The 19,610-nt window shown below is 68.6% G+C and carries 19 protein-coding genes, 1 pseudogene and 1 riboswitch; of the genes and pseudogenes, 19 read left to right on the plus strand and 1 reads right to left on the minus strand.

Annotated elements, in window-relative coordinates; translation table 11 throughout:
- From BLA15945_RS34790 to metF, 19 genes and pseudogenes are all read left to right on the plus strand, one after another.
- Positions 1-305, plus strand: a pseudogene (locus BLA15945_RS34790) (methyl-accepting chemotaxis protein); the annotation flags it as partial.
- A 3-nt stretch (positions 306-308) separates the two neighbouring features.
- The gene (locus tag BLA15945_RS34795; protein WP_059232699.1) at positions 309-1,301 is read left to right on the plus strand and encodes a CheR family methyltransferase; all 993 of its coding nucleotides are present in this window, start codon (positions 309-311) and stop codon (positions 1,299-1,301) included.
- Positions 1,298-2,053 carry a chemoreceptor glutamine deamidase CheD gene (gene cheD, locus BLA15945_RS34800; protein WP_059232698.1) on the plus strand — a complete coding sequence of 252 codons (756 nt, stop codon included), beginning with the start codon at positions 1,298-1,300 and terminating at the stop codon, positions 2,051-2,053. Before BLA15945_RS34795 ends, cheD begins: the two co-directional genes overlap by 4 nt.
- Positions 2,050-3,141, plus strand: a complete 1,092-nt coding sequence (locus BLA15945_RS34805) for a protein-glutamate methylesterase/protein-glutamine glutaminase (RefSeq protein ID WP_059232697.1) — start codon at positions 2,050-2,052, stop codon at positions 3,139-3,141. The genes cheD and BLA15945_RS34805 overlap by 4 nt, the downstream gene beginning before the upstream one ends.
- 67 nt (positions 3,142-3,208) lie before the next feature.
- The gene (gene cheY, locus BLA15945_RS34810; protein WP_006485893.1) at positions 3,209-3,604 is read left to right on the plus strand and encodes a chemotaxis response regulator CheY; all 396 of its coding nucleotides are present in this window, start codon (positions 3,209-3,211) and stop codon (positions 3,602-3,604) included.
- A gap of 1 nt (position 3,605) precedes the next feature.
- Entirely contained in the window at positions 3,606-4,337 is a 732-nt protein-coding gene (cheZ, locus tag BLA15945_RS34815; protein ID WP_059232696.1) for a protein phosphatase CheZ, read from the plus strand.
- Between the two features lie 259 nt (positions 4,338-4,596).
- The gene (locus BLA15945_RS34820) at positions 4,597-5,100 is read left to right on the plus strand and encodes a DUF2844 domain-containing protein (protein ID WP_059232695.1); all 504 of its coding nucleotides are present in this window, start codon (positions 4,597-4,599) and stop codon (positions 5,098-5,100) included.
- Between the two features lie 16 nt (positions 5,101-5,116).
- A complete protein-coding gene (locus tag BLA15945_RS34825) occupies positions 5,117-6,346 on the plus strand; it encodes a DUF3443 family protein (RefSeq protein ID WP_059232694.1) in 1,230 nt (409 codons plus the stop codon).
- 165 nt (positions 6,347-6,511) lie between these two features.
- Positions 6,512-7,009, plus strand: coding sequence for a VOC family protein (locus BLA15945_RS34830; RefSeq protein WP_059232693.1), 498 nt, complete (start codon positions 6,512-6,514; stop codon positions 7,007-7,009).
- A gap of 124 nt (positions 7,010-7,133) precedes the next feature.
- The gene (locus BLA15945_RS34835; RefSeq protein ID WP_155627095.1) at positions 7,134-7,307 is read left to right on the plus strand and encodes a hypothetical protein; all 174 of its coding nucleotides are present in this window, start codon (positions 7,134-7,136) and stop codon (positions 7,305-7,307) included.
- A gap of 184 nt (positions 7,308-7,491) precedes the next feature.
- Positions 7,492-7,872 carry a DUF805 domain-containing protein gene (locus BLA15945_RS34840; RefSeq protein WP_059232692.1) on the plus strand — a complete coding sequence of 127 codons (381 nt, stop codon included), beginning with the start codon at positions 7,492-7,494 and terminating at the stop codon, positions 7,870-7,872.
- A gap of 310 nt (positions 7,873-8,182) precedes the next feature.
- A complete protein-coding gene (flhB, locus tag BLA15945_RS34845) occupies positions 8,183-9,382 on the plus strand; it encodes a flagellar biosynthesis protein FlhB (protein ID WP_059232691.1) in 1,200 nt (399 codons plus the stop codon).
- Between the two features lie 199 nt (positions 9,383-9,581).
- A complete protein-coding gene (flhA, locus tag BLA15945_RS34850) occupies positions 9,582-11,681 on the plus strand; it encodes a flagellar biosynthesis protein FlhA (protein ID WP_059232690.1) in 2,100 nt (699 codons plus the stop codon).
- Entirely contained in the window at positions 11,678-13,438 is a 1,761-nt protein-coding gene (flhF, locus tag BLA15945_RS34855) for a flagellar biosynthesis protein FlhF (protein WP_174994494.1), read from the plus strand. Before flhA ends, flhF begins: the two co-directional genes overlap by 4 nt.
- A complete protein-coding gene (locus tag BLA15945_RS34860) occupies positions 13,431-14,249 on the plus strand; it encodes a nucleotide-binding protein (RefSeq protein ID WP_059232688.1) in 819 nt (272 codons plus the stop codon). Before flhF ends, BLA15945_RS34860 begins: the two co-directional genes overlap by 8 nt.
- A gap of 18 nt (positions 14,250-14,267) precedes the next feature.
- Positions 14,268-15,002, plus strand: coding sequence for an RNA polymerase sigma factor FliA (locus BLA15945_RS34865; RefSeq protein ID WP_059232687.1), 735 nt, complete (start codon positions 14,268-14,270; stop codon positions 15,000-15,002).
- Positions 15,003-15,100: 98 nt separating this feature from the next.
- Positions 15,101-15,214: riboswitch (S-adenosyl-L-homocysteine riboswitch) on the plus strand.
- 32 nt (positions 15,215-15,246) lie between these two features.
- Complete coding sequence (gene ahcY / locus BLA15945_RS34870; protein ID WP_059232686.1) at positions 15,247-16,665, plus strand: adenosylhomocysteinase; 1,419 nt, start codon at positions 15,247-15,249, stop codon at positions 16,663-16,665.
- Positions 16,666-16,763: 98 nt separating this feature from the next.
- The gene (locus BLA15945_RS34875) at positions 16,764-17,117 is read left to right on the plus strand and encodes a phage holin family protein (RefSeq protein WP_006477367.1); all 354 of its coding nucleotides are present in this window, start codon (positions 16,764-16,766) and stop codon (positions 17,115-17,117) included.
- Positions 17,118-17,151: 34 nt separating this feature from the next.
- The gene (metF, locus tag BLA15945_RS34880; protein WP_059232685.1) at positions 17,152-17,982 is read left to right on the plus strand and encodes a methylenetetrahydrofolate reductase [NAD(P)H]; all 831 of its coding nucleotides are present in this window, start codon (positions 17,152-17,154) and stop codon (positions 17,980-17,982) included.
- Between the two features lie 120 nt (positions 17,983-18,102).
- Here metF and BLA15945_RS34885 read toward each other — a convergent pair whose 3' ends face one another.
- Positions 18,103-19,581, minus strand: coding sequence for an amidase (locus BLA15945_RS34885; RefSeq protein ID WP_174994495.1), 1,479 nt, complete (start codon positions 19,579-19,581; stop codon positions 18,103-18,105).
- Between the last annotated feature and the right edge of the window lie 29 nt (positions 19,582-19,610).

Here is a 19,610-nt window from a genome sequence, read left to right on the forward strand (position 1 = left end):
CCGCGCTGCCGGCCCCGCAGGCGGCGGCACAGCCGGCACGCCGCGCCGCGCCGGCCTCGCGTGCCGCTGCATCGGGCGCCAGCCACGAACCGAAGCGCGCGGCCGACACCGCCGCACGCACGCAGAAGGACGCTCCGGCTTCCCGTGGCGCTGCCGCGGGCGGCTATGGCCCGCGCCTCACGAAGTCGGCCGCACCGGCGGACAAGCCGGCGGCGAAGCCCGCGCTCGTGCGTCCGGCGCTGAACGGCGAGAAGCCGGCGCTGGCGGCAGCCGGCACGTCCGACGACGACTGGGAGACCTTCTAAACCATGCCGCACGCGCGCGCGCCGTTTCGACCCGATGCACCGGATGCCTCGCCCCGCGCGGGCGAGCCGGGGCGCGACTTCGCGTTCACGGGCGCGGATTTCGCACGCATCCGCGCGCTGATCCATCAACGCGCGGGGATCTCGCTGTCCGAGCACAAGCGCGACATGGCGTACAGCCGTCTCGCCCGGCGGCTGCGTGCGCGCGGCCTCGACACGTTCCGCGACTACCTCGACCTGCTCGAGCAGGAAGACGATCCGCTCGAGTGGGAAGCGTTCACCAACGCGCTGACGACGAACCTGACCGCGTTCTTCCGCGAGTCGCACCATTTCCCGATCCTGTCGGATTTCGTGAAAGGGCGGCCGGCGCCGGTGTCGGTCTGGTGCTCGGCGGCGTCGACCGGCGAGGAGCCGTATTCGATCGCGATCACGCTGATCGAGGCGCTCGGCGACTCGGCGGCACGCGGCGCATCGATCCTCGCGACCGATCTCGACACGCAGGTGCTCGCGAAGGCGGAAGCCGGCATCTATACGTACGACCAGGTCAAGCACCTGTCGCCGGAGCGGCTCAAGCGCTTCTTCCTGAAGGGCACGGGCCCGCAGGCCGGCCGCGTGAAGGTGCGCCCCGAGCTGCGCGCGATGATCCGCTTCGAGCAACTGAACCTGACCGATGCGGACTACGGGATCGCGAAGCCGTTCGACGCGATCTTCTGCCGCAACGTGATGATCTATTTCGACAAGCCGACGCAGGGGCAGGTGCTGTCGCGCTTCGAGCCGCTCGTGAAGCCGGGCGGGCTGCTGTTCGCCGGCCATTCGGAAAACTTCACGTATGTGACGCAGGCGTTCCGGCTGCGCGGACAGACGGTGTACGAACTGACACGCGACGCCGCGCAGGGCATGCGGCCCCGTGTCGCGCAGGCACCTGCGGCGGCCGCGATGCCGTCGCCCGTGCATGCGCGGGCTGCGGGCGCTGCGCCCGCCTATGGAGATCGCGGATGAGCGCACTGCCGATCGCGACCAATCGCTACTTCGACAACCACTTCGGCCTTCCCGGCGTGAAGCTGCTGCCGAACGAGTTCTACACGACGGGCGAGGACATGGTGCTGATGACCGTGCTCGGCTCGTGCGTCGCCGCGTGCCTGCACGATCCGTATGCGCGCATCGGCGGGATGAACCACTTCATGCTGCCCGACGACGGCGCCGATCCGGGCGCGGCCGCGTCGGAATCGATGCGCTACGGCGCATATGCGATGGAAGTGCTGATCAACGAGCTGATCAAGGCCGGCGGGCGGCGCGAGCGCATCGAGGCCAAGGTGTTCGGCGGCGCGGCCGTGCTGGCCGGGATGACGACGATCAACATCGGCGATCGCAACGCGGATTTCGTGCGCCGCTACCTCGCGCTGGAACGCATCCGCATCACGGCGGAAGACCTGCAGGGCGTGCATCCGCGCAAGGTCGCGTTCATGCCGAACAGCGGGCGCGCGATGGTGAAGAAGCTGCGGCTGCAGGTGCCGGGCGTCACCGAGCGCGAAGCCGCGCTTGCCCGCGAGGCCGATCGCGCCCGCGCGGCACGGCCGCGTCCGCAAGTCGAGCTGTTCACGGCGAAGCGGCCGGCGGCGCCCCAGCCGGCGCGACCGCGCATCGAGCTGTTCGGCGCGCGCGGCGCGGCGCCGGCCGGCGGCGTGCGGGCGGCGAGCCCGTATGCCGGGAGCCCGGGCGCGGCGAACCTATCAAGAAAGCAGGAGGCATGACCGCTGTGCAGAAGATCAAAGTATTGTGCGTCGACGATTCGGCGTTGATTCGCAGCCTGATGACCGAGATCATCAACAGCCAGCCCGACATGACGGTATGCGCGACCGCGCCCGATCCGCTCGTCGCGCGCGAGCTCATCAAGCAGCACAACCCCGACGTGCTCACGCTCGACGTCGAAATGCCGCGCATGGACGGCCTCGACTTCCTCGAGAAGCTGATGCGCCTGCGGCCGATGCCGGTCGTGATGGTGTCGTCGCTGACCGAGCGCGGCTCGGAAATCACGCTGCGCGCGCTCGAACTCGGCGCGGTGGACTTCGTCACGAAGCCGCGCGTCGGGATTCGCGACGGGATGCTCGACTACGCGGAAAAGCTCGCCGACAAGATCCGCGCGGCGTCGCGCGCGCGCGTGCGCCAGGCGCCGCAGCCGCAGGCCGTCGCGCGTGCGGCGGACAGCCCCGCGGCCGCGCCGATGATCAACAACCCGCTCGTCAGTACCGAGAAGCTGATCATCATCGGCGCGTCGACGGGCGGTACCGAGGCGATCCGCGAAGTGCTGACGCCGCTGCCGCCGGATGCGCCGGCCGTGCTGATCGCGCAGCACATGCCGCCGGGCTTCACGAAATCGTTCGCGCAGCGGCTGAACGGCCTGTGCCGGATCGCGGTGAAGGAAGCCGAGCACGGCGAGCGCGTGCTGCCGGGCCACGCGTATATCGCGCCGGGCCACGCGCACCTGTTGCTTGCGAGGAGCGGGGCGAACTATATTGCGCAACTGTCGGACGAGCCGCCGGTGAACCGGCACCGCCCGTCGGTCGACGTGCTGTTCCGCTCGGCGGCGACGCATGCGGGCAAGAACGCGATCGGCGTGATTCTCACCGGGATGGGCCGCGACGGTGCGGCCGGCCTGCTGGAAATGAAACGCGCGGGCGCCCACACGTTCGCGCAGGACGAAGCAAGCTGCATCGTGTTCGGGATGCCGCGCGAGGCGATTGCGCTCGGCGGCGCGGACGAGATCGCGCCGCTCGCCGACATGAGCCGCCGCGTGATGGCGCGCCTGGCGACGATGGGCGACCGCGTGCAGCGCGTTTGAATGGAATGTCACGGGGCGCGTGCCACGATACGCGTCCCGATGGAAACGAATCTGGAAAGGAACGACGATGGACAAGAGCATGAAAATCCTGGTGGTGGACGATTTCCCGACGATGCGCCGGATCGTCCGCAACCTGCTCAAGGAACTGGGCTATTCGAACGTCGACGAGGCCGAGGACGGCCTGGCCGGCCTCGCGCGGCTGCGCGGCGGCGGCTACGACTTCGTGATCTCGGACTGGAACATGCCGAACCTCGACGGCCTCGCGATGCTGAAGGAAATCCGCGCGGACGCGACGCTCACGCACCTGCCGGTGCTGATGGTCACGGCCGAGTCGAAGAAGGAGAACATCATCGCGGCCGCGCAAGCCGGCGCGAGCGGCTACGTCGTGAAACCGTTCACGGCCGCGACGCTCGACGAGAAGCTGAACAAGATCATCGACAAGATGGCGAAAGCCGGGAGCTGACGTGAACGAGCCGATCCATGCGGCGCTCGCCGGCGCGGGGTTCAGCGCCGACAGCCACCCAGAAGGCGCCGATTTCCCGAGCGACCGCATCCTCGCCCGCATCGGCCACGTTACGCGCACGCTGCGCGATTCGATGCGCGAGCTCGGGCTCGACAAGCATGTCGAGCGCGCGGCGGAGGCCGTGCCCGATGCGCGCGACCGGCTGCGCTACGTCGCGACGATGACCGAGCAGGCCGCCGTGCGCGTGCTGAATGCGATCGAGATCGCGAAGCCGATGCAGGAGCGCGTCCAGAACGAGGCCGAGGCGCTCGACGCGCGCTGGGCGCAGTGGTACGCGGCGCCGATCGAGCACGCGGAAGTGCGCGAACTGATGGACGATACGCGCAAGTTCCTGCGCGCGCTGCCGGAGTCGACGTCGGCGACCAGCGCGCAGTTGCTCGAGATCATGCTCGCGCAGGATTTCCAGGATCTCACCGGGCAGGTGATCAAGAAGATCATGGACATGGTCTACCTGATCGAGCAGCAGCTCCTCACCGTGCTCGTCGAGAACATCGCGCCCGAGCGGCGCGAACAGTTCGCGGCGACCGCGGCCGCGCTCGCGGCCGAGCAGATGAGCCCGACCGGCAGCCCCGAGTCGCTGTTGAACGGCCCGCAGATCGCGCCGGAAGGCAAATCCGACGTGGTCCAGGATCAGGGGCAGGTCGACGATCTGCTCGCGAGCCTCGGCTTCTGACCCTGCCGTAGTGCATCGGCGCGCCCCGTCCCGCGGGGTTCCCGATGCGCCCAATTCCCGTTCCCGTCCGGTTTCCCCGTGCGCGCCGCGTCCCGGCGGCGCGGCGCGATCCTGCGCCGGATTGACACTTCGCCACACTCAGCAGGCATACTACGCGTCAGCAGCAACGTAGCGTCATTCGTACGATTCATAAGTTGGCTGACGGCGCGGACCCGACGGCGGCGCCGCCGGCAACGAAGCCAGTCCCTTGGGGGGGAACGTGAAGCTGAAACGCTTGGGCTGGACCGTCGCGCATGCGACGGCTGCAATGGGTGTGCTGTGGGCCGTCCACGCACACGCGGAACTGGGTGGCGCACCGATGTCGCCGCCGGCGGACGACCAGGGCGCAACCGTGCGCGCGCTGCAGCGCGCGATGCGGTCGGCAGACGGCGTGCAGGCGAGCACCGCCAGCTATACCGTCCGCGAAATCACGCTCGGATCGGGCACCGTCATCCACGAATACACGTCGGCCGCCGGCAGCGTGTTCGGCCTCGCGTGGCGCGGGCCGACGATGCCGGACCTCGCGTCGCTGCTCGGCAGCTATTTCCCGCAATACACCGCCGGCGTTCAGGCCGCCCACAAGGCGCGCGGCTGGCGCGCGCCGGTGGCCGTCGACACGAGCGGCCTCGTGATCCGGACGGGCGGCCACATGGGCGCCTTCTCGGGCCAGGCATGGCTGCCGGCGGCGCTGCCTGCCGGCCTGGCCGGCACCGACATCCAGTGACAGCGGGAGAGCGATCTTGAGCATTCATCGTACATTCAAGCGCTGGCTCGGCGTGCTGGGCCTCGCAGCGGCGACGGCCGTGCTCGTGACGGCCTGCGGCGGCGGCGACGGCGGCAGCGGCAACAACAACAACTCGGGCAACAACGGCAACAGCGGATCCGACGGCAACAGCGGGAACACGGCCGTCATCACGGTCGGCACCGGCGTCGCGAACGTGATCAACATCCCGACCATCAGCGTGAAGGTCTGCGCGCCGGGCACGTCGAACTGCCAGGTGGTCAGCAACGTGCTCGTCGATACCGCGTCGTACGGGCTGCGGCTCGTCGGCAGCGCGGTGTCGGGCGTGCTCGGCAACCTGCCGCAGGTGACGAGCGGCGGCGCACCGGTGGCCGAGTGCGGCAAGTTCGTGTCGAGCTACACGTGGGGGTCGGTGCGCACGGTCGATCTGTCGATCGGCACCGAGCAGGCGACGTCGCTGCCCGTGCAGATCATCGGCGACCTCGGGACGACGAACGTGCCGAGCTCGTGCACGAACGGCGGCGCGTCGGCCAACTCGGCGAGCGCGCTCGGCGCGAACGGGATCCTCGGCATCGGGCCGGCACCGTACGACTGCGGCACGACCTGCGCGACGTCGACGTCGTCGAGCAACAACTACTACGCGTGTCCGAACGGCAGCAACGCGAATTGCGCCGTCACGCTCGTGCCGCTGGCGCAGCAGGTGGCCAACCCGGTGCATCGTTTCGCGAACAGCGACGGCGTGAGCGTGCAGATGCCTGACATTTCGCCTAATGGGCAGGCGAATGCGACCGGCACGCTGACGTTCGGCCTGCCGAACCTGAGCGGGAAGACGGTGATGACGTCGACCACGACGGGCGACGTCAGCGCGACGTTCCAGGGGCGCAACGTGACCGCGTTCTTCGATACGGGCTCGAACGCGTATTTCTTCAACGATTCGGCGCAGACGGTCTGTTCGCGGAACACGGAGTTCTACTGCCCGGCGTCCGCGACGACCTATTCGGCGACGCTGAGCGGCCAGAACGGCGTGTCGGGCGTCGTATCGATGCCGGTCGCGAACGCCGATTCGCTGTTCTCGAACCCGTCGACGTTCGCGTTCAGCAACATCGCGGGCCCGTTCGGTTCGTCGAGCTGGCTCGACATCGGCATGCCGCACTTCTACGGCAAGACGATCTACTTCGGGATGGACAAGACCGCGAGCGGCGGTGCACAGCCGTTCGTCGCGTTCTGACGACGCGGCGCGGCCGCAGGCAGGAACAAAGGGGGCGATCGATCGCCCCCTTTTTTTATCCGGCCGCCGTGCGTGCGCCTCGAGCGGATTGCCGCCATGCGCCGGCGCAGCGCCTACGATGTAAGACCGGCACCGGTGCCGGCACGATATCGAGGAGACAGCGCCATGAGCCCGCGCATACAACGCATCACGCCGTTCCTGTGGTTCGACAGCGACGCCGAGGCCGCGGCCGGTTTCTACGTGTCGGTGTTCGACAACGCGCGCATCGTGCACGTGGCGCGCTACGGCAAGGCCGGTGCGCATGCGTCCGGGAACGCCGAGGGCGCGGTGATGACCGTCGCGTTCGAGCTTGACGGGCAGGCGTTCGTCGCGCTGAACGGCGGCCCGGTGTTCCAGATCACGCCGGCCGTCTCGTTCGTCGTCAACTGCCGCGACCAGGACGAGATCGACCGCTACTGGGCGCGCCTGTCCGAAGGCGGCGACGAGCGCGCGCAGCAGTGCGGCTGGCTGCGCGACCGTTTCGGCGTGTCGTGGCAGGTCGTGCCCGCGCAGATGGCCGAACTGATGACCGGCGACGCGGCGCGCGCCGAGCGCGTGATGGCGCAGGTCATGACGATGAAGAAGCTCGATCTCGCCGCACTGCAGCGGGCGGCGGCCGGCTAGGCGCTGGCCGGCGCTGGCCGGCGCGCGTCAGGCCGCGCGAACCCGTTCCGGCGGTTCGCCGCGCGTCTCGGCCCAGCGGAACGGGCGAACGACGGAGCCGCGCGGAATCCGGTGGCGATCGGGAATGGCGCAGGGCGGCGCGCCGCGCGCATGGGCGCATTGCCGCATCGCCGGCCAGTTAATCGAATGCCGTGCGCTCGCGGCGATTATCGCCGGTGCCGGTTTTCATTCGGTTGTAATCAAACGCTGGATTATCGAGGTCGCGGTTTCTGTCAGGTCTTCAAGATTATTAAAATGACGTGGCATGCAAGCCTGCAGCGCTGCATTATGCTGCAGCAGCCTTTCCCGCGTCGCGCCGGCGTGTCGTGCGAACGGCCTCGCGCGCCGGCCCGCACGCGAAAAGAATTGGAATCCGGGGAAATTCAAACATATAATTCCGGCGTTGTTTCCGGGGTGCCAATATAAAACAGGAGGGTAATAAGATGGGTTTTTCCGAAGCCGTTCGTACCGTACTCAATAAATACGCGACATTCGAAGGCCGTGCGCGTCGTGCCGAATACTGGTATTTCACGCTGCTGAGCGTCATTCTTTCGATCGTGGCCCAGGTCATCGGCGCGGGTGGCCGTGATGGGGGGCTGATCACGCTGCTGCTGCTCGGCATCCTCTGCCTGGTTTCGCTGGCGCTGCTCATTCCGGGCATCGCGGTCAGCGTTCGCCGCCTGCACGATACGGGCCGCTCGGGCTGGTTCCTGCTGATTGCGCTGATTCCGATCGTCGGCGGCATCCTGCTGCTCGTGTGGATGTGCTCGCGCGGCACCGAAGGCCCGAACCGCTTCGGCGCGGATCCGATCCCGGCGGCCTGACCGACGCCTGCCCCGGCGCGCGGCCGTCGCGCCGGGGCCTGAACGTCCCGCCTGTCGTTTCACCGTTTCTCCGCCTCCCGCCGTCGCCGTCCCGCCCGGGACCGACACCTCGCCATTGCGCCGACCGGCACGTTTTTCCGCCGCGCCGCGCGTCGTTCCGCCCCCGATCCAGCCGCGTTTGCGGCGGCTCGCCCGATTCCCCGAAATACCCCCCTTTCCCGGCTTTGCTCGACCGATCGGCGTTTGACGCCTCCATGAATAATCGGTGTCACTGGAAAGCGGCATTCCGCCGTACCCGACTGGAGGCCCCGTGGCAGACGAGAGCGATCTCGACAAGACCGAAGCCGCCACTCCCAGGCGCCGCGAGAAGGCGCGCGAGGAGGGGCAGGTCGCGCGTTCGCGCGAGCTGGCTTCGTTCGCGCTGCTCGCGGCCGGGTTCTACGGCGCATGGCTGCTCGCGGGCCCGTCGGGCGCACATCTGCAGGCGATGCTGCGCGGCGCGTTCACGTTCGATCGTGCGACCGCGTTCGACACGAACCGGATGCTGTCGGCCGCCGGCAGCGCGAGCCTCGAAGGCTTCGCCGCGCTGATGCCGATTCTCGCGCTCACCGGCGTCGCCGCCCTGCTCGCGCCGATGGCGCTTGGCGGCTGGCTGATTTCGCAAAAGACGTTCGAGCTGAAGTTCGACCGCCTGAACCCGATCTCGGGCCTCGGCCGGATCTTCTCGATCCAGGGGCCGATCCAGCTCGGGATGTCGCTCGCGAAGACGCTGGTCGTCGGTCTGGTCGGCGGCATCGCGATCTGGCGCAGCAAGGACGAACTGCTCGGCCTCGCGACGCAGCCGCTCGGCGCCGCGCTGCCCGATGCGCTGCATCTGGTCGCCGTGTGCTGCGGCACGACGGTCGCCGGGATGCTGGTGGTCGCCGCGCTCGATGTGCCTTACCAAATCTGGCAGTACAACAAGAAGTTGCGCATGACGAAGGAAGAAGTGAAGCGCGAGCATCGCGAGAACGAAGGCGATCCGCACGTGAAGGGGCGGATCCGCCAGCAGCAGCGCGCGATCGCGCGCCGCCGGATGATGGCGGCCGTGCCGAAGGCCGACGTGGTCGTCACGAACCCGACGCACTTCGCCGTCGCGCTGCAATACACGGACGGCGAGATGCGCGCGCCGAAGGTCGTCGCGAAGGGCGTGAACCTCGTCGCCGCGCGCATCCGCGAACTCGCGGCCGAACACAACGTGCCGCTGCTCGAAGCGCCGCCGCTCGCGCGTGCGCTGTATCACAACGTCGAACTCGAGCGCGAGATCCCCGGCACGCTGTACTCGGCCGTCGCCGAAGTGCTCGCGTGGGTCTACCAGCTCAAGCGCTTCCGTTCGGAAGGCGGCGCGTTCCCGGCGGTGCCGGTCGATCTCGACGTGCCGGCCGAACTCGACAAGGGCACGTCGGTGGCCGCCGAAGACGAACGCGAAGAAGCCGAAGACACGCTCGGCAAGCAAGGAGCCTCCCGGTGATTAGCCCCCACGCTCACATGCTTGGCATGGGACCGGAGTACGCGCTGAAGCGCTACGCCGGATCGACACGTTCGCGGCTCTCCGAGGGGGCGGCTGCCGTCCACGGCCGGCTTTGCAAAGCCGGCCGGCTGCGCGGGTGCGGAGCGATGCTCCGCGAATTCCCCGCTACGCCCCTTGGGTCGGCCCGGCGGGAGGCGGCATGAGCACCCCGACCGGCCTGTTCGCGAAGCGCCCGAACCTGCTGGCAGGCACGAACCTGCGCGCGCTCGCGGGCCCGATCCTCATCTGCATGATCCTGGGGATGATGATCCTGCCGCTGCCGCCGCTGCTGCTGGATCTGTTGTTCACGTTCAACATCGCGCTGTCGGTGATGGTGCTGCTCGTCAGCATGTACACGATGAAGCCGCTCGACTTCGCGGCGTTCCCGAGCGTGCTGCTGTTCTCGACGCTGCTGCGCCTGTCGCTGAACGTCGCGTCGACGCGCGTCGTGCTGCTCGAGGGCCACACGGGCCCCGACGCGGCCGGCCAGGTGATCGAGGCGTTCGGCCACTTCCTCGTCGGCGGCAACTTCGCGGTCGGCATCGTCGTGTTCGTGATCCTGATGATCATCAACTTCATGGTGATCACGAAGGGCGCGGGGCGGATCGCCGAAGTGTCCGCGCGCTTCACGCTCGATGCGATGCCCGGCAAGCAGATGGCGATCGACGCCGACCTGAACGCGGGCCTCATCAACGAGGAACAGGCCCGCAAGCGCCGCCAGGCCGTGTCGCAGGAGGCCGAGTTCTACGGGTCGATGGACGGCGCGTCGAAGTTCGTGCGCGGCGACGCGATCGCCGGCCTGATCATCATGGCGATCAACGTGATCGGCGGGCTGATCGTCGGGATGGTCCAGCACGACATGAGCTTCGCGGCGGCCGGCACGAACTACACGCTGCTGACGATCGGCGACGGCCTCGTCGCACAGATCCCGTCGCTCGTGATCTCGACCGCGGCCGGCGTGATCGTGTCGCGCGTCGCGACCGACGAGGACATCGGCACGCAGATCACCGGCCAGCTGTTCACGAACCCGCGCGTGCTGGCGATCACCGGCGTGATCATCGTGATCATGGGGCTGATCCCCGGGATGCCGCATTTCGCGTTCCTCGGGCTCGGCGGCGGCGCGATCTGGCTGGCCCGCACGCAGACCAAGCGCGCGGCGGCCCGCAAGGCGGCCGGCGACGTGAGCGACATCGCACCGCCCGCCGTGCTGCCGTCCGACAGCCACGAGGCGACCTGGGACGACGTGCAGCTGATCGACCCGCTCGGCCTCGAAGTCGGCTACCGGCTGATCCCGCTCGTCGACAAGAACAGCGACGGCGAGCTGCTCAAGCGGATCAAGAGCATCCGCAAGAAATTCGCGCAGGAAATCGGCTTCCTGCCGCCGGTGATCCATATCCGCGACAACCTCGAACTGCGGCCGAACGCATACCGGATCGCGCTGAAGGGCGTCGAGATCGGCGTCGGCGAAGTGTTCCCGGGCCAGTGGCTCGCGATCAACCCGGGCCAGGTGACGGCCGCGCTGCCGGGCGCCGTCACGCAGGATCCCGCGTTCGGGCTGCCGGCCGTGTGGATCGACGTCGCGCTGCGCGAGCAGGCGCAGGTGTACGGCTACACGGTGGTCGACGCGAGCACGGTCGTCGCGACGCACCTGAACCATCTCGTTGTCCAGCACGCGGCCGAGCTGCTCGGCCGCCAGGAAGTGCAGGCGCTCGTCGAGCGCACCGGCAAGGACGCACCGTCGCTCGTCGAGGACCTCGTGCCGAAGACGATCTCGCTGACGACGCTGCAGAAGGTGCTGCAGAACCTGCTCGAGGAAGGCGTGCCGATCCGCGACATGCGCACGATCCTCGAGGCCGTGTCCGAGCATGCGGGCCGCGGCGATGCGTTCGAGATCACGGCCGCCGTGCGGCTCGCGCTCGGCCGCGCGATCACGCAGCAGTGGTATCCGGGCGCCGGCGAAATGCAGGTGATGGGCCTCGACGCGAATCTGGAGCGCGTGCTGTCGCAGGCGCTCGCCACCGGCGCGAACCCGGGCCTCGAACCCGGCCTCGCGCACAACCTTCTGACCGGCACGCAGCAAGCGATGCTGCGTCAACAAAATCTTGGGCTGCCGCCGGTGCTGCTCGTGCAGCACGCGCTGCGCGCGATGCTCGCGCGTTTCCTGCGCCGCAGCCTGCCGCAATTGAAAGTGCTGTCGTATGCCGAAGTGCCGGACACACGCACGATCAAAGTCGTTAACGTCATCGGGGGTTCCGCTTGAACATTCGCAAATTCACCGGCGCAACGAGCCGCGACGCACTTCGTCTCGTGCGCGAGGCGCTCGGCGCCGACGCGGTCGTGCTGTCGAACCGCACGCTCGATGACGGCAGCGTCGAAATCGTTGCACTCGCCGATTCGGACCTCGCCGCGGTGGCGCCCCCCGCCGCCCGCCCGCGCCTCGCCACGCCGCGCCTGCCGGAATCCGTGCCGGCGGCCGCCGTGCCGGGCATCGTGTCGCGCCCGGGCGCCGTCCCGGCTCGTCCGGCCATCAATCCGTACGCGGCCGGCGAAGGCGGGCTGCCGGACGTGTTCTCGTCCGTGTTCGGCGCGAGCGCTGACGCGGAAGAGCTGGACGCGCATCCTTCGCTGCCCGACGCGGACGCGGCATCGCCGTCGATCGCCGCGCCAGCCGCCGGAACGCCGGCCGCCGGAGCGCCGGCCGCCGCTTCCGAACCCGCGCCGTGGCTGGTCGAGCACGCGAAGCGCCTGACGCAGCAGCGCGACGCGCTGATCGCGCGTGCGCAGGCGCCTGCCGCGCCGCAGCCCGCACCCGCGCCGCAGGCCGCCGCCAGCACGACGCCGCCCGACTGGGCGCGCGACATCGTGCGCGACGCCGAGCGCCGGATCCCGGCCGCCGCGACTCGCACGCCCGACACGGGCGCCACGTCCGCTGCCAAGGCGGCCGAACGCGCGCGCCTGTCCGCCGATGCGGCCGCCGCGGTGGCCGATGCGGTGAAGTCGCGCATCGAGCGGATCGTCAACGACACGGTGATGCAGGAGCTCGGCGCGCTGCGCGGGATGATGGAAGAGCAGTTCGACAGCCTGAGGTGGCACGACCGCCAGCGTCGCAGCGCCGTGCATGGCGCGCTGACGAAGCACCTGTTTGCGGCCGGCTTCTCCGCGCAGCTCGTGCGGATGCTGGTCGACAACCTGCCGTCCGGCGACGGCGCGCAGACTTTCGAGCAGGCTGCCGAATGGGCGCAGTCGGTGCTCGCGTCGAACCTGCCGGTGCTCGACAGCGAGGATGCGCTGATGGAGCGCGGCGGCGTGTTCGCTCTGATGGGGCCGACGGGCGTCGGCAAGACGACGACCACGGCGAAGCTGGCCGCGCGCTGCGTGATGCGCTTCGGCGCGAGCAAGGTCGCGCTGCTGACCACCGACAGCTACCGGATCGGTGGCCACGAGCAGCTGCGCATCTTCGGCAAGATCCTCGGCGTGCCGGTCCACGCGGTGAAGGATGCGGGCGATCTCGCGCTCGCGCTGTCCGAACTGCGCAACAAGCACATCGTGCTGATCGACACGATCGGGATGAGCCAGCGCGATCGCGCGGTGTCCGACCAGATCGCGATGCTGCACGGCGCGAACACTCCGGTGCAGCGCCTGCTGCTGCTGAACGCGACGAGCCACGGCGACACGCTCAACGAAGTCGTGCAGGCGTACCGCAGCGCGGGCGAGCATCCGCATGCGGCATCCCCGGACCTCGCCGGCTGCATCCTCACGAAGCTCGACGAGGCGACTCACCTCGGCGGCGTGCTCGATACGGTGATCCGCTACAAGCTGCCGATCCACTACGTGTCGACCGGCCAGAAGGTGCCGGAGAACCTGTACGTCGCGTCGACCAAATTCCTGCTGAAGAGCGCGTTCTGTGTGCCGCGCGACGGCTCGCCCTTCGTGCCGCAGGACGAGGACATGCCGACGCTGCTGTCCGCATTGACCGCACGTTCCACTGCCGAGCTGCACGAGGTGCGATTTGGATAAACGGATCATCGATCAGGCCGAAGGGCTGCGGCGCCTGCTCGCCGGGCGCGCGTCGCGCATCGTCGCGGTGACGGGCGGGCCGGCGGGTGTCGGCTGCACGTCCACCATCGTGAACCTCGCGGCGGCGCTCGCATCGCTCGGCAAGGACGTGCTCGTCGTCGACGAACGTGCCGACGTGCACTCGGCCAGCGCGACGCTGGCCGGCGCATGGCTGCGCGACGGCGAACGCACGCGGGTGGCGGCCGGCTTCGGCCTGTGCGCCGCCGCACGGCTCGCGCGGGCCGGCTACAGCGACGCGCAGCTGAGCGATTTCATCGACGGCCCGGCCGATATCGTCCTCGTCGACGCGCAGCTCGGCGCCGACGGTTCGTTCTCGGCGCTCGCCCGCGAAGCGCACGACGTGCTGGTCGTCACGCGGGTCGCCGCGCAGGCGATCACCGAGGCGTACGCGTGCATGAAGCGGCTGCATTTCGCGCATGCGTTCGCGCAGTTCCGCGTGCTGACCAATCACGTCGGCAGCCATGCGGACGCGAAGACCGCCTTCGACAACCTCGCGGGCGTCGCGAGCCGCTACCTGACCGTGTCGATCGCCGACGCGGGTTGCGTGAGCGCCGATCCGCTCGTCGAGCATGCGCGCGAACTGACGCATGCGGTGGTCGATGCGTTCCCGTCGTCGGCCGCCGCGCGCGACTACCGGCAGATTGCCGCGGACCTGCTGTACTGGCCGATGCGCCCGCGTTCGGGTGCGGGTCGCGCCGTCCACGCGGGTGGCAAGCCGTCGTATGAGGCGGGCGCGGCACACGCCGCGTGAGCGCCTAAGGAGAGAGCCATGATGTACAACGCTCAAGGAAAGATGTCCCAGGCCGACGTGCTCGCGCAATACGCGCCGCTCGTGCGCCGCCTCGGGCTGCAGCTCGTCGCGAAGATGCCGGCGAGCGTCGATCTCGACGACCTGATCCAGGCTGGCATGATCGGCCTGATGGACGCGGCCGGCCGCTACAAGGAAGACCAGGGCGCGCAGTTCGAGACCTACGCGACGCAGCGCATCCGCGGCGCGATGCTCGACGAGCTGCGCAGCAACGACTGGCTGCCGCGCAGCCTGCGCAAGACGTCGCGCGAGGTCGAGCACGCGGTGCACCAGGTCGAGCAGCATCTCGGCCGCTCGGCGAGCGAGACCGAGATCGCGGAACACCTGAACATGCCGCTCGACGAATACCAGGGGATGCTGCAGGACCTGCACGGTAGCCAGCTCATCTACTACGAGGATTTCGACCGCGCGGCCGACGACGAGCCGTTCCTCGACCGTTATCGTGTCGATCACGCCGATCCGCTGTCGGCGCTGCTCGACGAGCACCTGCGCGAGGCCCTCGTCGAGGCGATCGAGCGGCTGCCGGAGCGCGAGAAGCTGCTGATGTCGCTGTACTACGAACGGGGTCTGAATCTGCGCGAGATCGGCGCGGTGCTCGAAGTGAGCGAGTCGCGCGTGTGCCAGCTGCACAGCCAGGCCGTCGCGCGCCTGCGTGCGCGGCTGCGCGAACAGGCGTGGGTCGGCGCGGAATCCTGACCCTTTGCTGACGGCCGCGCGCGCCGACGCCGCGCGCTCGTGCCAGGGTTGCGCGGTGCTTGCGCATTCCGCGCGCCGATTTGCTACAATCCCCTCCGTTTTCCGAGGAGCGTTGCGACGGACATCTGTGTCCGCCAGGCTCGGAAGGCTTCACCAAGCAGCCGTGCGGCGATGTCGCGCCGGCCCCGCTTCCTGAACGGCGCTCACGTCACCAATCTAGAAACTTTTTAGAAAGGAGGGCGTGATGAACGCCATTATCGATTCCAAGGCTTCCCACGATTACGTCGTCGCCGACATGGCGCTGGCCGGCTGGGGCCGCAAGGAACTCAACATCGCCGAGACCGAAATGCCGGGCCTCGTGCAGATCCGCGACGAATACAAGGCAGAGCAGCCGCTGAAGGGCGCGCGCATTGCCGGTTCGCTGCACATGACGATCCAGACGGGCGTGCTGATCGAGACGCTGAAGGCGCTCGGCGCGGACGTCCGCTGGGCGTCGTGCAACATCTTCTCGACGCAGGATCACGCTGCGGCCGCGATCGTCGAAGCCGGCACGCCGGTGTTCGCGTTCAAGGGCGAATCGCTCGACGAATACTGGGAGTTCTCGCACCGCATCTTCGAATGGCCGAACGGCGAATTCGCGAACATGATCCTGGACGACGGCGGCGACGCAACGCTGCTGCTGATCCTCGGCTCGAAGGCCGAGAAGGACCGTTCGGTGATCGCGAAGCCGACCAACGAGGAAGAAGTCGCGCTGTACAAGTCGATCGCGAAGCACCTCGACATCGACGCGACCTGGTACTCGAAGCGCCTCGCGCACATCAAGGGCGTGACCGAGGAAACCACGACCGGCGTGCACCGCCTGTACCAGATGGAAAAGGACGGCCGCCTGCCGTTCCCGGCGTTCAACGTGAACGATTCGGTCACGAAGTCGAAGTTCGACAACCTGTACGGCTGCCGCGAGTCGCTGGTCGACGGCATCAAGCGCGCGACCGACGTGATGATCGCGGGCAAGGTCGCGGTCGTCGCGGGCTACGGCGACGTGGGCAAGGGCTGCGCGCAGTCGCTGCGCGGCCTCGGCGCGACCGTGTGGGTCACCGAAATCGATCCGATCTGCGCGCTGCAGGCGGCGATGGAAGGCTACCGCGTCGTGACGATGGAATACGCAGCCGACAAGGCCGACATCTTCGTGACGGCCACCGGCAACTTCCACGTGATCGGCCATGACCACATGAAGGCGATGCGCCACAACGCGATCGTCTGCAACATCGGTCACTTCGATTCGGAAATCGACGTTGCGTCGACTCGCCAGTACCAGTGGGAAAACATCAAGCCGCAGGTCGACCACATCATTTTCCCGGACGGCAAGCGCGTGATCCTGCTGGCGGAAGGCCGCCTCGTGAACCTCGGCTGCGCGACCGGCCACCCGTCGTTCGTGATGTCGAACTCGTTCGCGAACCAGACGCTCGCGCAGATCGAGCTGTTCGTGCGCGGCAACGAGTACGAGAACAAGGTGTACGTGCTGCCGAAGCATCTCGATGAAAAGGTCGCGCGCCTGCACCTCGCGCGCATCGGCGCGAACCTGTCCGTGCTGTCGGACGAGCAGGCTTCGTACATCGGCGTGCAGAAGGACGGCCCGTTCAAGCCGAACCACTACCGCTACTGATGTACGGCCGCCGCCGTGCCGTGCGCGCCCCGCTGCGGGGCGTGCGGCGCGGCGGCGGCGATTGATCGTACCGATCGACCACCGAACCGGAGCACTCCATGAGCGTCATCCTCACCTGGGTCATCAACGCGCTCGCGCTGCTGATCATCACGTACCTCGTGCCGTCGATCCACATCAAGAGCTTCGGCACCGCGCTGATCATCGCGGTCGTGCTCGGGCTGATCAACACGGTGATCCGCCCGGTGCTGATCCTGCTGACGCTGCCCGTCACGATCGTCACGCTCGGGGTGTTCATCCTCGTCGTGAACGCGTTGTGCTTCTGGTTCGCGTCGTCGCTGCTGAAGGGCTTCGAGGTGTCGGGGTTCTGGTCCGCGTTCTTCGGTTCGATCCTGTACAGCATCGTGTCGTGGCTGCTGTCCGCCCTGATCTTCGGCCAGCGCGACATCGGCTGAGGGCGGGCGGGCGCAGGCCCAACCCCATCGAATCATGAAACCGATCGAACTCTCGTTTGAATTCTTCCCGCCGAAGACGGCGGACGGTGTCGAAAAGCTGCGTGCGACCCGTGCGCAGCTGCTGCCGCTGAAGCCGAAATTCGTCTCCGTGACGTTCGGCGCCGGCGGTTCGACGCAGCAGGGCACGCTCGATACCGTGCTCGACATGCAAAAGGACGGCCTCGAGGCCGCGCCGCACCTGTCGTGCATCGGCTCGTCGCGCGACAGCCTGCGTGCGATCCTCGACCAGTATCGCTCGCACGGCATCCGGCACATCGTCGCGCTGCGCGGCGACCTGCCGTCGGGGATGGGCGAGGTGGGCGAGCTGCGCTATGCGTCCGAGCTCGTCAGCTTCATCCGCGCCGAGCATGGCGACTGGTTCCACATCGAAGTCGCCGGCTATCCGGAGTACCACCCGCAATCGCGCTCGCCGAAGGCCGATCTCGAGAATTTCGCGCGGAAGGTGAAAGCCGGCGCGAATTCCGCGATCACGCAGTATTTCTTCAACGCGGACGCGTATTTCCGCTTCGTCGACGATGCGCGCAAGCTGGGCGTGGACGTGCCGATCGTGCCGGGCATCATGCCGATCACGAACTTCTCGCAGCTGATGCGCTTCTCCGAGATGTGCGGCGCCGAAGTGCCGCGCTGGGTCGCGCGCCGGCTCGAGAGCTTCGGCGACGATCGCGAGTCGATCCGCGCGTTCGGCGCGGACGTCGTCACGGGCCTGTGCCAGCGCCTGATCGATGCGGGCGTGCCGGGTCTGCACTTCTATACGCTGAACGCAGCGACCGCCACGCGGACGATCTGCGAACGGCTCGTCGTGTAAGCGCGGTCACGCGGTTGCATGCGCAAAAGCCCCGCCGGGTTCGCCGGCGGGGCTTTTTTTATCGTGACGCGTGACGCGTGGTGCGTGGTGCGTGGTGCGTGGCGCAGGCGCGTGCGCGCGTCAGCGCTGCGCCTGCATCAGCGGCGGGCGGCGGTCGAACCACGGCCGCGCTTGTTCGAGCTGCCGTGCAAGCCTGAGCAGCAGCGCTTCGTCGGCATGACGCGCAGCGAACTGCACGCCGATCGGCAGCCCGCGCGCATTCCAGTAGAGCGGCACCGACATCGCCGGCTGGCCGGTCAGGTTGAACAGCTCGGTGCAGCCGGCCCACGCGAACGCCTTCTCCGACGACCTCGCGAGCATTTCCTTCAGCAGCGGCTTCACCGGCAACGCGGCGAGCAGCTTCATCTGCGCGGATTCGAACGGCGTGGGCTGCAGCTCGCCGATCTTCACCGGCGGCGCCGCGAGCGACGCGCACAGGATCGCGTCGTAGCGCGACACGAGGCCGGAAACCTGCACGGTCAGCTGACGCTGCCATTCGAGTACGTCCGGCAGGCGCGTGCGCGCGAGGCGCCGGCCGACCACCGCCATTGCCCAGGTCGCGGCCTCGAATTCGCCGCGTCGCGGCGTGCGGCCGGTCAGTTCGCGTGCGCCGAGCACCATTTCCTCGGCGATCGTCGCCCACAGCGTGAGGAAGGTTTCGGCCGCGCGCGCGTAGTCGACATGCAGCGTCGCCGGTTCGACGTGATGGCCGAGCGATTCGAGCAGTGCGGCCGCATCGTCGAGCGCCGCGCGCGTGTCGTCGGCGAGTGCCGGCGCGAGCATCGGATCGACGACGAGGCCGATCCGCAGCGGGCCGGGCGGCGTGTCGAGTGCGCCGAGGAACGTGCCGGGCGCGCCGTGCGGCAGCGTCTGGCCGGTTGTCACGTCGAGCAGCAGCGCGCTGTCGCGCACGCTGCGCGATACCGCATGCTGGACGACGAGCTCGCCGTTCGACGGCAGGTCGACGAGCACCGGGTTGCGGCTCGGTTTCAGGCCGAACAGCCCGCAGCACGATGCGGGGATGCGGATCGAGCCGCCGCCGTCGGACGCATGCGCGAGCGGCACGATGCCGGCCGCGACGGCTGCCGCCGCGCCGCCGCTCGAGCCGCCGGGTGTGTGGTCGAGATTCCACGGGTTGCGGCACGCGCCGAACAGCTCGGGTTCGGTGTACGGCATCTGGCCGATTTCCGACGTGTTGGTCTTGCCGAACACGTTCAGGCCCGCCGCGCGGCTGCGCGCGATCACCGGCGAATCGTCGGCCGGCACGAAGTACCGGTAGTGCCGGCTGCCCATCGACAGCGGCAGCCCGGCCACCGCCGCGCCGAGATCCTTGACGAGATACGGGACGCCCGCGAACGGCGCATCGGCGCCGGATTCCGTTGCGGCGGTCGCGCGCTGGCGCGCGGCTTCGTAGTCCTGCAGCACGATCGCGTTGATCGCGCTATTGACCGCCTCGGCCTGGCCGATCGCGGCGTCGAGCAGTTCGCGCGGGCTCGCCTGGCGGTCGCGCACGAGCGCCGCGAGGCCGATCGCGTCATGCGCGAGATAGTCCGAGTGCATCGCAGTCACCCCCGTTGTGACGCGTGGCG

Source organism: Burkholderia arboris, from assembly GCF_902499125.1.
In the GTDB taxonomy this organism is placed as follows: Bacteria; Pseudomonadota; Gammaproteobacteria; order Burkholderiales; family Burkholderiaceae; genus Burkholderia; species Burkholderia arboris.